The organism is Bradyrhizobium sp. SZCCHNR1002, from assembly GCF_032381435.1.
In the GTDB taxonomy this organism is placed as follows: Bacteria; Pseudomonadota; Alphaproteobacteria; order Rhizobiales; family Xanthobacteraceae; genus Bradyrhizobium; species Bradyrhizobium aeschynomenes.
On record NZ_JAUHIS010000002.1, the window covers coordinates 236433 to 249902 of the forward strand.

The window sequence follows — 13470 nt, forward strand, 5'->3', positions numbered from 1 at the left end:
GGTTCGGCCAAAGAGCTTGCGCCGGCGGTGAGATTGCTTAACCACACCGTGGAGTTTGTTCCCGGACCAGCCAAATGACATCAGCTACGACGCCTGCGACCTACAAAGCCACCTTCACGGTTCCGGACGAAGCGACGGCGCGGCCGGCGGTGGACGTGCTGACCGAGGTGTTCTTCGAAGGCGACGCGGCTGTCGCGGCGTTCGAGCGGCCGGACGGACAGTGGGACGTCACGGTCCATTTCGCCGATCCGCCCGACCAGGACCTGGTGCGCGAGCTCGTCGGCGGAGCGGCGGGGCCCGAGACGGCCCAAAGCCTGACATTCGACGTTGTCGAGGCCAAGGACTGGGTCAAGGCCAGCCTCGACGACCTCGTTCCGGTCCCGGCCGGCCGCTTCCTGGTCCACGGCGCCCACGATCGCGAGCGCGTGCCCGGCAACAAGCTCGGCATCGAGATCGAGGCGGCGCTCGCCTTCGGCACCGGCCATCACGGCACCACCCGCGGCTGCCTGCTGCTGCTCGACCACGTCTTGAAGAGGGGCGCGCCGCGGCGTGTGCTCGACCTCGGCACCGGAACCGGCGTCCTCGCCATCGCCGCCGCCAAGGCGCTTCACCAGCCGGTGCTGGCCAGCGACATCGATGCCCCCTCGGTCGCAGTTGCCCGCGACAATGCCCGGCTCAACGGCGCAGGCCCCCTGGTCCAGGTCATCCGCGCCACCGGTTTCGCGGCCGACGATTTTGCCGAACGGGGCCCGTTCGACCTGGTGCTGGCCAACATTCTCGCCAACCCGCTCCGTCAGCTGGCTGCGCCGATGCAGCGTCATCTGGCACGAGGCGCCTTCGTGATCCTGTCGGGCCTACTGACGCCGCAGGCGCGCGCGGTCGTTGCCGCCTATCGCGCACGCGGTCTGATTCCCGTCCGGCATCTGAAAATCGAGGGTTGGAGCAGCCTGCTGCTGCAGAAACGGCAATAACGAAGCAGTTCGACTCGAGGCGGCGAAACAAGGCTAGGCCGGGGACGACGGCTTGGAGGATCGCTACGTCTTCGGTTGGTTCGGCTGAGCGCCGGAGTCGGACTGGTCGCGAGGCGCGCGTCGAAGACGCGGTTCGACCAGACGATTGACGAGACCGGCCAGCGCGCTGCGCGGCTTCTCGACAGGTGGTGAGGCCGGTGCGCGTGGCGTCGGCGCCGACAGTTTCTCGAAGGTAAAAGCAGGCATTGTGCATCCCCTCGCCATTGAGTTGAGGCACTCCCCGGATTGTGCGACCGTGGATGATCTTTACGATCGTGGTCGTCACATCCATCACGTTTCCTCGCCGCATCTCTTTCGGATGACCGGCATGCGACAGCAAATCTTTTTGCACTGGCGAATGCAAGGAGATTCTTCGTGCACTGCACCTTTCCCTGGGAGAGTATTCGTCGCAGACGACACCCACTTCTAAAGTATGAGAATGATGTTCGAAGCCCTGTTCCAGACGTTCGAAGAACCTGAAACCGGTGTGGCGCTGACGGCGCGACTCGCTGCGTTGCGCGAGGAGTTGGCCCGGCGCCGGCTCACCGGCTTCATCGTGCCGCGCGCCGACCAGCAGCAGAACGAGTATGTGCCGCCTTCGGACGAACGGCTGGCGTGGCTGACCGGCTTCACCGGCTCGGCCGGTCTGGCGATCGTGCTGCCGCAACAGGCCGCGATCTTCGTCGATGGCCGCTACACCCTGCAGGCGGGCAAGCAGGTCGACGGCAAGGCCTGGACCGTGGAATCGCTGATCGAGCCGCCGCCGGAGAGCTGGTTGACCGGCCATCTGCAGAGCGGCGATCGCGTCGGGTTCGATCCGTGGCTGCATACGACGGCGGCGGCCGAGCGCTTCGCCTCCGCCTGTGCCAAGGCGGGCGCAGAGCTGGTTCCGGTCGAGACCAATCCGCTCGACAGCATCTGGACCGAGCGGCCGCTGCCGCCGCTCGGCGCGGTGTCAATCCACGGCGCGGAATTGTCGGGCGAGGCCGAGGCTGAGAAGCTCGACCGCATCCGCAAGGAAATCGAACGGCTTGGCGTCGAGGCGCTGGTGCTGTCCGATTCCCACAACGTAGCCTGGACGTTCAACATCCGCGGCGCCGACGTGTCGCATACACCGCTGCCGCTCTCCTATGCGGTCGTCCCTCGGAGTGGACGGCCGACGATCTTCATCGATTCCCGCAAGCTCTCGAACCTGACGCGCGATCATCTCGAGCAGAGCGCGGAGGTGGCCGAGCCGGACGCGCTGGCGATCCGGCTGACCGAGCTTGCGCAATCCGGCGCTGCGATCGCGCTCGACAGCGCGACGGCGGCAGACGCGCTGACGCGGCTGATTCAGGGCGCCGGCGGCAAGCCGGTGCGCGGCGCCGATCCGGTCAGCCTGCTGAAGGCGGCCAAGAACGGTGTCGAGATCGAAGGCGCCCGCCGCGCGCACCGGCGCGATGCCGTCGCGTTGGCGCGCTTCCTCGCCTACATCGATCGCGAGGCGCCGAAGGGCAGCTTGACCGAGATCGACGCCGTCGAGGCGCTGGAGAGTTTTCGCCGCGACACCGGCGCGCTGAAGGACGTCTCGTTCCCGACCATCTCGGGCACGGGTCCCAACGGCGCCATCGTACACTATCGCGTCACCCGCAAGAGCAACCGCCGCATCATGCCCGGCGACCTGCTGCTGATCGATTCCGGCGCGCAATACGAGGACGGCACCACCGACGTCACCCGAACGATCGCCGTGGGCGCCCCGACCGACGAGATGCGGGACCGCTTCACCCGCGTGCTACGCGGGCATCTTGCCATCGCCCGCGCAGTCTTCCCTGACGGAGCTACCGGCGCCCAGCTCGATACCCTGGCGCGGCAGTTCCTGTGGCAGGCAGGGATCGATTTCGAGCACGGCACCGGCCATGGCGTCGGCAGCTATCTGTCGGTGCACGAGGGGCCGGCGCGGATCTCCAAGCTCGGCACCACGCCATTGAAGCGCGGCATGATCCTGTCCAACGAGCCCGGCTACTACAAGACCGACGCCTTCGGCATCCGGATCGAGAACCTCGAGCTGGTCGTGCCGAAGGATATTGCCGGCGCCGAGAAGCCGATGAACGGCTTCGAGGCGCTGACGCTCGCGCCGATCGACCGGCGCCTGATCGACGTGAACATGCTGACCACCGACGAGCGCGCCTGGCTCGATGCCTATCACGCCCGCGTCAGGGACGCCGTGCGCGCCGCGCTCGACGAGCCCGACCAGCTCTGGCTGGATCAGGCGACCGCGCCGCTCTGATCCCACCGGCGCGCATCGCTCGCCGCATGGGCATATGCGGAAACAGGCGTTTCCGTGACGCGGGACGTCGCTACAGTCGGTCGGGTCTGAAACGATCCGAGCGGCGCTCTCGATGCATGGAATGATCAGCGGACCGCCCGTGGCTGCGCCACCGCGCGCCGCCCCGTCCCGCACGGTGCTGATCCTGCTCGTCGTCATGACCGGGCTGGCGCCGATCTCCTTGTATCTGCTGGTGCCGGCGCTGCCGCTGCTTGCAACCACGTTTGGGCGCGACGCCTCCGTGGTGCAGATGACGGTGTCGTTCTACATGATCGGCATCGCCATCTCGCAACTGCTGCTCGGTCCGTTGTCCGACCGCTTCGGCCGCCGCCCGGTGATGCTCGTGGGCCTCGCGCTCTCGATCGTCGCCAGCTTCGGCTGCATCTTCGCCGACACCTTGCCGCAGCTGATCGCGGCGCGCTTCTTCCAGGCGCTCGGCGGCGCCAGCGGCATGGTGATCAGCCGCGCCATCATTCGCGACCTCTATCCGCGCGAGCGCATCGGCGCGATGATCAGCCTCGTCGTCGCAGTGATGATGATCGCGCAGATGCTGTCGCCGCTGACCGGCGGCCTGATCGAAATCGCGTTCGGCTGGCATGCCATCTTCTACGTGGTCGCGGCCCTGTCGATCGGGATCGCGATCGCAGTGACCCTCGCGCTGCCGGAGACCCGCCCTGCCCGTGTCGACGGCGCGAGCTTCCGCCGCGACGTTGCCGTTCTCGTCAAGAGCCGCGCCTTCCTCGGCTACATGCTGTGCCAGGTGCTGGCGTCGCAGATCATCTTCGCCTTCGCCGGCGGCGGCCCCTACATCGTCGAGATGCAGATGGGCCGCTCCTCGGCCGAATATGGCGCGTGGTTCGCGACGACTGGTTTTGCTTACTTCGTTGGAAACCTTTTCTGCGTGCGCTATGCGCCGCGCCACTCCCTCGACCGGCTGATCTGGTTCGGACTGGGATTGCAGCTCACGGGCGCGGCGCTGAACTTCACCTGGAGCATCTTCGGCTTCAACCAGGTCCCGTCCGTGTTGTTCGGCACGCAGATGCTGATCATGTTCGCCAATGCTGCGGTCATGGCCAACTCCGCCGCCGGCGCGATCAGCGTACGGCCGGGGGCTGCGGGGACCGCATCAGGCGCCATGGGCTTCCTGCAGATGGGCGTCGGCGCGCTGACGTCGCAACTCGGCGCTTATCTTGGCGGCCACTATGCGAGCACGCTGCCGCTGACCTCTGCGATCCTCATGCTCTCGCTCGCCTGCGCCGCCAGCATGATCTTCCTGGTCCCGCGCACGTCGGTGACGGTGACCAAGGAGCTGATCGAAGCTGCGGAAGAGGACGAGGCCGGGGTGATGTGAGGGGGGCGAGAGGGAGCGAGGAAGCAGCCGCCCTTCCGCGTGCTGTCATGCGCCGCTCCATGAGGCGGCCAAACGGCCAGATAAATCATCGGTGTCATGCCCCGCGCAGGCGGGGCATCCAGTACGCCGAGACGCCTCGACTCGACAATGACTGTCTCTGGAATACTGGATCATCCGCTTTCGCGGATGATGACATCGGTGGGTGTCTCAGCCAGCGCCGGGCGTAGCTCAAGTCGCCGGCCGGTCATTCCCCGATCAGCTGCAGCCACTCGTCCTCGGTCAGCACCTGCACGCCGTGCTTCTGCGCATCCTTCAGCTTCGAGCCAGCGCCTGGACCGGCGACGACGTAGTCTGTCTTCTTCGACACCGAGCCCGACACTTTCGCTCCGAGCCGCTCCGCGGTCGCCTTGGCCTCGTCGCGTGTCATCTTCTCCAACGTACCTGTGAACACCACCGTCTTGGTGGCGATCGGCGAGTTGCGCTTCGGCTTCTCCGCGTCGAGAATCTTCACCTCTTTCGTCAGCCGCTCGACGATGCCGCGGTTGTGATCCTCAGCGAAATAAGCGGCAACGCTCTTGATCACGGTATCTCCGATCTGGTCGAGCGCATCCATCTCGGCGATCGCCTCCTCATCGCCTGCGGCCACCTTGAGGCACGCCTCGTGAAAGGCCTCCCAGGAGCCATAGCCGCGCGCCAGTGCCAGCGCCGTGGTCTCGCCGACATGGCGCATGCCCAGCGCAAAGATGAAGCGCTCCAGCGCGATCTCGCGGCGCGCGTCGATGGCGTTGAACAGATTGCGGACGGAGGTCTCGCCATAGCCCTCGACCTCCTCGAGCTTGAGCTTCGCGTTCCGCTTCTGCAGCGTGAAGATGTCCGCCGGCTCCTTCACCCAGCCCTCGTCGAAGAAGAACTGGATCTGCTTCTCGCCGAGCCCGTCGATGTCGAAGGCGCGGCGCGAGGCGAACAGCTTGAGGTGCTCGATCTTCTGATAGGGACAGGCGAACTCGCCGGTGCAGCGCGCGCGCGAGCCTTCCTCGCCGGTCGCAATCTCCTCGCGCACCACATCGGTGTGCAGCGGGCACGGGCACTTTCTTGGGAAGTGGAATTCCTCGGCGTCGGCAGGGCGCTTGTCGACGAGCACGTCGACCACCTGCGGGATGACGTCGCCGGCACGCTGGATCACCACCGTGTCACCGATGCGGATGTCGCGGCCTTCGCGCAGAACCTCGCCCTTGTTGCCGATGCCCTTGATGTAGTCCTCGTTGTGCAGCGTCACATTCTGCACGATGACGCCGCCGACGCCGACCGGCTCCAGCTTGCCGACCGGCGTGAACGAGCCGGTGCGGCCGACCTGGATCTCGATGTCCTTGAGCACGGTCATGGCGCGCTCGGCCGGGAATTTGTGCGCGATGCCCCAGCGCGGCGTGCGCGACACGAAGCCGAGCCGCTCCTGCCAGTCGATACGGTCGACCTTGTAGACGACGCCGTCGATGTCGTAGTCGAGCTCGGAGCGCTGCTCCTCGATGGAGCGATGAAATGCGATCAGCTCCTCGACCGAGTGGCAGAGCCTTGTCAGCGGGTTGGTGGTAAATCCGCAACGCTCGAACCATTTGATCATGCCGCTCTGCGTCTCCGCCGGCATCGCGCTCATCTCGCCCCAGGCATAGGCGAAGAAGCCGAGGGGACGCGAGGCCGTGATCGTCGGGTCCTTCTGCCGTAGCGAGCCGGCGGCCGAGTTGCGCGGATTGGCAAAGATCGTGTCGCCCGCTTCCTTCTGGCGCTCGTTCAGCGCAAGGAACGCCTGCTTGGTCATGTAGACCTCGCCGCGCACCTCGCAGACATCGGGCAGATTGCGTCCGTGCAGCTTCAGCGGCACGTCCTTCAGAGTGCGGATGTTGGCGGTGACGTCCTCGCCTTCGGCGCCGTCGCCGCGCGTGGCTGCCGTGACCAGCTCGCCGCCTTCGTAGCGCAGAGACATCGACAGCCCGTCGATCTTCGGCTCGGCGGAGAAATCAATCCGGTCATCGTCCGCAAGCTTGAGGAACCGTGCGATGCGGCTTGCGAAGTCGCGCACGTCCTCCTCGGCAAAGGCATTGTCGAGTGACAGCATCGGCACGGCGTGCCGCACCTTCTTGAAGCGGCCGGACGGCGCAGCACCGACCTTCTGCGATGGAGATTCGCTGCTGACCATCTCGGGGAAGCGTGCCTCGATGGCGTTGAAGCGGCGGCGCAGCTCGTCATAGGCAGCGTCCGAGATCTTCGGAGCGTCGTCCTGGTAATAGAGCCTGTCGTGGGTCTCCAGCTCCAGCGCCAGCCGCTTCCACTCCACCTTGGCCTGCGCCTTGGTGAGGTCGGCGACGTCGACGGGCTGCTTGGATTTGGCTGTCTTGGGCATGATGCTGCGTACTGTCTGTGCGTCAAAACGGGAGCGGTCCGGAGGCCGCGCCGAGACGACGGTGTACACAATGCGGGCGCCGGAGCCAAAAGCCTTCGGTCCGCCCCCTCAACTTATGCCGCGGCAGCCTCCAGGAGCCGGTCGGCAGCGGCGCGGGCTTCGGCGGTGACCTCGGCGCCGGCCAGCATGCGGGCAATCTCCTCGCGGCGGTGCAGGGTGGCGAGCGTGTTGACCCGGGTGACGACGCGCTTTCCACGGTCGAGCGCGTCCTTGGAGATCAGGAGATGCTGATCCGCCCGCGCCGCGACCTGCGGCGCATGGGTGACGGCCATCACCTGGACGCCATGTGCGAGCCGCGCCAGCCGGGCACCGATGGCGTCGGCGACCGCACCACCGACGCCGGTATCGATCTCGTCGAACACCAGCGTGGGCGCCGAGCCGCGATCGGACAGCACGACCTTGAGCGCCAGCAGGAACCGCGACAGCTCGCCCCCGGAGGCGACCTTCATCATCGGGCCCGGCCGGGTGCCCGGGTTGGTCTGGACCCAGAACTCGACGCGGTCGATGCCTTCCGGTCCCGGCGCTTCCGCATCGCTGTCGACCTGGGTCATGAACTTGGCGCGTTCCAGCTTCAGCGGACCCAGTTCGGCATGAACCGCACGGTTCAGCTTCTCTGCGGATTTGATACGCGCCGCGGAGAGCTTGGCGGCAGCCGCCGCATAGCGCCCGTCTGCCGCAGCCGCCGCGGCTTCGAGCTTCTTGAGTTGCTCGGCGCCGGCGTCGATCAGCACGACATCGGCGGCGTATTTCGCGGCGAGCGCCGCCAGACCGTCGACCGGCGTGGAATATTTGCGCGCGGCGGCGCGCAGCGCGAACAGCCGCTCCTCGATGCGCTCCAGCTCCAGCGGATCGAAATCGGTCGCCGCGAGCGCCGCGGTCAGATGCTGATCAGCCTCCTCCAGCGCGTTGATCGCGGCATCCATCGCCTTCACCGCCGGATCGACCAAAGCCGGCGAGCTGACGGCGCGTCGCTCCAGCCGACGCACCGCGGCCGCGAGCGCCGCAATCGGCGACTGGTTTCCGCTGACAGCGTCCTGGGCATCGCGCAGATCGCCGGCAATCTTCTCACCCTGCATCATGGCCGTGCGCCGGGCGGCGAGCTGTGTCTCCTCGCCCTCTTTCGGCGCCAGCTTCTTCAATTCGTCCGAGGCGTGCCGCAGATAGTCGGCCTCGCGGGCGGCGCGCTCCATGCCCGCGCGATGCTGATCGAGCGCCGTGACCGCGGTGCGGCGGGCTGCCCAGAGCGACTCGACCCCGGCGACATCCTTCTCCAGGCCCGCGAAGGCATCCAGCAACCGGCGATGGGTGGCAGCATCGACCAGCGCGCGCTCGTCGTGCTGGCCATGAATCTCGACCAGGGTGGCCCCGATCGCCTTCAAGGTCTGCACACTCACCGACTGGTCGTTGATGAAAGCCCGGGTGCGGCCATCGCCATATTGGACGCGGCGCAGGATCATCTCACCATCCGCGTCCAGACCGTTGGCGGCCAAAATCCGGGCCGCCGGATGATCCTTGCCGATCTCGAATACGGCCGTGACCTGGCCCTGATCGGCGCCATGCCGCACCAGGCTGGCATCGCCGCGGCCGCCGAGGGCGAGCGCGAATGCATCGAGGAGGATCGACTTGCCGGCGCCGGTCTCGCCGGTCAGCACCGCAAGCCCATGGGAAAACTCGAGATCGAGTCGTTCGATCAGGACGATGTCACGGATCGACAGTCGCGCCAGCATGGAGCCAGAGTCCTTCGTAAGGGGGCGGAAAGCCCCTGAGCGAACGACTCGACACTAGCAGCAAAAAGAGAACAAAACAAGAATTGAGAACAAAGACGGATCAGATCGAGCGATCCGACGCCGCTCAGCCCAGTCCGAGTTTCTTGAAGGCCCGGGAGATATAGGAGCCCTTGTTCTCCTCGGGCTCGACGCCGCCCGACTTCACCAGATTATAAGCGTCCTTGTACCACTTGCTGTCCGGGAAATTATGCCCGAGCACGGCGGCGGCGGTCTGCGCCTCGCCGACGATGCCGATCGTCATGTAGGCCTCGGTCAGGCGGAACAGGGCTTCCTCGACATGGCGGGTGGTCTGGTACTGCGTGACCACCGTCTTGAACCGATTGATGGCGGCGGTGTAGTCGCGCTTCTGCATGTAGTAGCGGCCGACGTCCATCTCCTTGCCGGCGAGCTGGTCGCGGGCGCCCTCCATCTTGGTCTTGGCGTTGGTGGCGTATTCGGAGGTCGGATATTTGCGCACCACCTCTTCGAGGGCGGCGATGGCCTTTTCGGTCCGCCCTTGATCACGGCTGATGTCCGGGATCTGGTCGTAATGCGAGGCCGCGATCAAATACTGCGCATAGGCCGCATCAGGGCTGCCGGGATGCAAGGTGACGTAGCGCGTCGCCGCGCCAATGCAGCCATCGTAGTCGCCGGCCTGATACGACGCGTAGGCCGACATCAGCAGCGATTTGCGGGCCCAGTCGGAATAAGGATGCTGGCGGTCGACCTCCTCGAACTTCTTGGTCGCGCCTTTGACGTCCTTCTTCTCGTTCATCAGGAACAAGCCCTCATTATAGAGCTTGTCAGCAGGCTCATCGACGAAGGTGTCGTCCTTGGCCATGAACTTGTCCCAGAGGCCGCCAGTGCCGCAACCGGCCAGCGGAAGCGCCAGCAGGGCCAGCGACGCGGCAAGCCGCAAACGGCTGCCGGCAGGGCTTGCGTGGGAACGGAGTTCGCGCGTGAGACGCTGTATCGACATGCTTCTTTGGAACCCGATGCCTGTGATCTGATCTACGCCGCGGACCATGACCATCGTCTCATGACCGCGAAGGAAGAGCCCCGCTCGTGGCGCGCATCACGCTGCCACCGCCTCTCTAACCGAAAACACTTCGTCAACCAACCGCATAGGCAGCCAATCCGTCCGGATTAAGGCAAGACCGAGGCTGCGGCCTCGCATCGTGGTTACCTCCGGAAAAGGCGGTGGAAACCAGCTACAAGCGACCGGCTGCTGGCCGTGCACAGGCCGCCGGCAACATTCCTTAACGAAATACTCGTGGAGAAAGGGACGTCGCGCAGAACCCGCAAGCGATCCGCCTCGCCGCGGCGCGATCAGCCGACCGCCTCGCGAGCTCGCGGCTGGTTCAGGCTAAATGAACTCAGGACACGTCCGGGCCGAAGGCCGGGGCGATCATGCCACCGACCATACCGCCGACCGCCTCGGTCGCCACGCGCGGACGACGCACCGTCTCGCCCTCGACCAGCCGCCACGCGGTCCGATCGGCCATCAGAGCGGTGAGCACGGCGTGGTTCAGCTTGTGGCCGCCACGGACCGACCGGTAGGTGCCGAGCATCGGCAGGCCGGCCAAGGCCAGATCGCCGATCGCGTCCAGCACCTTATGGCGGGCGCATTCGTCGGCGTAGCGGAGACCTTCCGGATTGAGCAGGCGCTCCTCGTCGAACACCAGCGTGTTGTCGAACGACGAGCCGAGAGCGAAGCCGGCATTCCACAGCCGCGACACGTCGCTCATGAAGCCGAAGGTGCGGGCGCGTGCGATCTCGCGGCGGAAGCGCTCAGGATTGAGCTCGAAATGGTAGGCCTGACGGCCGATCACGGCGTTCGAGAAGTCGACCTCGACCTCGACTCGGAAGCCCGCATTGTAAGGACGCAGCTCGCCCATCGAGGACCCCATGGTCACCTGAACGGGCTTGAGGACCTGGATGTAACGGCGGGGAGCGGACTGGTTGATGATGCCGGCCTGGTCGATCGCAGCCACGAACGGGGCAGCGCTGCCGTCCATGATCGGAACTTCGGGACCGTCGACCTCAATCAAAGCGTTGTCGACACCCATGCCGCGCAGCGCGGCCAGAATATGCTCGGCAGTGGAGACCAGCGGACCCTGGCGGTCACCGAGGACGGTCGCGAGCTCGGTGGCGATCACCGAGCCGAAAGCGGCCTGGACCTCACGGTCGGCGCCATCCAGTCCCGTCCGAAGGAACACGATTCCGGTATCGATCGGCGCCGGCCCGATCGTCAGGCTGGCAGGCGCGCCGGAGTGGACGCCTACACCGGTGACGGTGGCTTGCGAACGAAGCGTTGTTTGCCGGCTGAATTTCATCGACGATCGCCCAAGACCCCGCCTGAAACGTACCGGCCGCCCCTCGCGAACCGACTCATCTTCAGGCATCCCCAAGTCACGGCAGAACTTAACGAGCCCCCCAAAGAGCGCCAACTCACGCTTCTTTACGGATTGTTACCCCATCTCTGCCGTATTCGCGCCAACCCTTAACCAAACTGGAACGTGGCCTTAACCCTCCTGGTTCCGCATCCAAGCACCGAAAGAATAATTAATCATTTAAAATCAGTTAGTTGAACCACAACTCGAGCCTCCCGGCAGCCCAACAAAAAGGCCCGGCTCTCGCGAGCCGGGCCTGTTCAGCGCCATCGGGGCTGTAACAATTCTCAGGTTGCCTGCCGGCGCAGGAAGGCCGGGATATCCAAATGGTCGTCGCCCTGTGGCGCGGGGGCCACAGGCGCGGGGCGGCCATGGACGTCCAAACCCTGCGGAGCGGGACGGCGCGCATATTCCGAGACCGGCGATTCGTGGCTCGCGACCTGCTGGCTAACGCTCCGCTGCGGCTTGCGTTCCGGCAGCGGCGGCATCTGCGGCATGGCCGGAGCGACGTTGCGCGCCGAGATCGACTGCTCGCCATCCTCTTCGCGCCGGCCGAGGCCGACATTGGCGAGACGCTGCAGCAGCGACATCCGGGTCTTCTGCGGATGCTCCTCGCCCTCGTCTCCCCTCGCCTGCCGGATCTCGGCCTGAGCCGGCATCGGCAGATCTTCGAACTTCGGCATGCGCTGGGCGCGGACCGGAACCCGCTCGGCCGCCTGCGGAATGAAGGTCTCCGGCGGCGCCGCCGGTTCCACCGGCGCGGTGCGCTGCGCCTCCGGCTCGGGGAACAGCGACGGCTTCTGCGCAATCGGGCGAACGGTCACGTCGCCGTAGGAGGCCGGCTGCACGGGGGCAGCGACCGGCGCCGGCTCGCTCGCCATCGCGGCGGCGACGGCGGCCAGCGTGTCGCGCTCGAGATTCGGAGCCGGGCGCGGCGCCGGAGCCATCGGCGCGGGCGCGGACGTGGCGACGGCCGGAGCCTGCGACGCCTGCTGCTCGAGCTTGGCGGCGCGTTCCGCCAGCCGCTGATTGTCGGCGCGCAGGCGCGCCGTCAGGTCGGCGAGGCGGCTTTCAGGGAGACCCGCATGAGCGGTCGGGGCGGCGGCAATCGGAGCGACAGCCGCCGCCGGCTGTGCAGTCGTCGCGACGCCGCGGTTGAACTGCGCCTGCTCGATGCCGGTGGCAACGACGGAGACGCGGATCAGGCCGTCGAGCGATTCGTCGAAGGTGGCGCCGACGATGATGTTGGCGTCCTGGTCGACCTCCTCGCGGATGCGGGTCGCGGCTTCGTCGACCTCGAACAGCGTGAGGTCCTTGCCGCCGGTGATCGAGATCAACAGGCCACGGGCGCCCTTCATCGAGGAATCGTCGATCAGCGGGTTGGCGATCGCAGCTTCCGCCGCGGTCAACGCGCGCTTCTCGCCCGACGCCTCGCCGGTGCCCATCATCGCCTTGCCCATCTCACGCATGACAGCGCGGACGTCGGCGAAGTCGAGGTTGATCAGGCCTTCCTTGACCATCAGGTCGGTGATGCAGGCGACGCCCGAATACAGCACCTGGTCGGCCATCGCGAAAGCGTCGGCGAAGGTGGTCTTCTCGTTGGCGACCCGGAACAGGTTCTGGTTGGGGATGATCAGGAGCGTGTCGACGACCTTGTGCAGCTCCGAGATACCCGACTCCGCGGTGCGCATGCGGCGCGCGCCTTCGAAGTGGAACGGCTTGGTGACGACACCGACCGTCAGGATGTTCATCTCGCGCGCCGTCTTGGCGATGACGGGAGCCGCACCCGTGCCGGTTCCGCCGCCCATGCCGGCGGTCACGAACACCATGTTGGCACCCGAGAGATGATCGCGGATCTCGTCGATCACCTCCTGCGCGGCGGCAGCGCCGACGTCCGGCTGCGAGCCGGCGCCGAGCCCTTGCGTCACCTGCGTGCCCATCTGGATGATGCGCTGCGCCTTGGACATGGTCAGCGCCTGCGCGTCGGTGTTGGCGACGACGAAGTCGACCCCCTGCAGGCCGGCCGTGATCATGTTGTTGACGGCGTTGCCGCCCGCGCCGCCGACGCCGAACACGGTGATCCGGGGCTTCAGCTCGTGGATATCAGGAGGGGTAATAGTGAGTGCCATGATTGCCTCTCGATCACGCGCGCGTGGGTTCGCCCCGGCCGCCGGCCGTGGGTGGTGTTGG

8 protein-coding genes are annotated in these 13470 nt (G+C 66.4%); 3 read left to right on the plus strand and 5 right to left on the minus strand.

The features are described from left to right. Nucleotides 1-74 precede the first annotated feature (74 nt). The 3 genes from QX108_RS13580 (at nucleotide 75) to QX108_RS13590 (ending at nucleotide 4666) form a co-directional block, all read left to right on the plus strand. Complete coding sequence (locus QX108_RS13580; protein WP_315785543.1) at nucleotides 75-971, plus strand: 50S ribosomal protein L11 methyltransferase; 897 nt, start codon at nucleotides 75-77, stop codon at nucleotides 969-971. A 481-nt stretch (nucleotides 972-1452) separates the two neighbouring features. Further along, the gene (locus QX108_RS13585) at nucleotides 1453-3276 is read left to right on the plus strand and encodes an aminopeptidase P family protein (protein WP_315785628.1); all 1824 of its coding nucleotides are present in this window, start codon (nucleotides 1453-1455) and stop codon (nucleotides 3274-3276) included. A gap of 112 nt (nucleotides 3277-3388) precedes the next feature. Continuing rightward, on the plus strand, nucleotides 3389-4666 hold the full coding sequence (locus tag QX108_RS13590; RefSeq protein WP_315785546.1) for a multidrug effflux MFS transporter: 1278 nt from the start codon (nucleotides 3389-3391) through the stop codon (nucleotides 4664-4666). Between the two features lie 244 nt (nucleotides 4667-4910). Here the strand turns inward: QX108_RS13590 and ligA are convergent, their stop codons facing one another. The 5 genes from ligA to ftsZ all read right to left on the minus strand — a co-directional run bounded on the left by ligA (nucleotide 4911) and on the right by ftsZ (nucleotide 13409). Continuing rightward, on the minus strand, nucleotides 4911-7061 hold the full coding sequence (ligA, locus tag QX108_RS13595) for an NAD-dependent DNA ligase LigA (protein ID WP_315785549.1): 2151 nt from the start codon (nucleotides 7059-7061) through the stop codon (nucleotides 4911-4913). Between the two features lie 113 nt (nucleotides 7062-7174). Beyond that, nucleotides 7175-8848, minus strand: a complete 1674-nt coding sequence (gene recN, locus QX108_RS13600; protein ID WP_315785552.1) for a DNA repair protein RecN — start codon at nucleotides 8846-8848, stop codon at nucleotides 7175-7177. A gap of 124 nt (nucleotides 8849-8972) precedes the next feature. After that, entirely contained in the window at nucleotides 8973-9866 is an 894-nt protein-coding gene (locus QX108_RS13605) for an outer membrane protein assembly factor BamD (RefSeq protein WP_315725751.1), read from the minus strand. Between the two features lie 397 nt (nucleotides 9867-10263). Continuing rightward, entirely contained in the window at nucleotides 10264-11223 is a 960-nt protein-coding gene (gene lpxC / locus QX108_RS13610) for a UDP-3-O-acyl-N-acetylglucosamine deacetylase (protein WP_172111032.1), read from the minus strand. Between the two features lie 344 nt (nucleotides 11224-11567). Next, nucleotides 11568-13409: a cell division protein FtsZ gene (gene ftsZ / locus QX108_RS13615; protein WP_315785555.1), complete on the minus strand. Its 1842-nt coding sequence runs from the start codon at nucleotides 13407-13409 to the stop codon at nucleotides 11568-11570. Nucleotides 13410-13470: the final 61 nt, after the last annotated feature.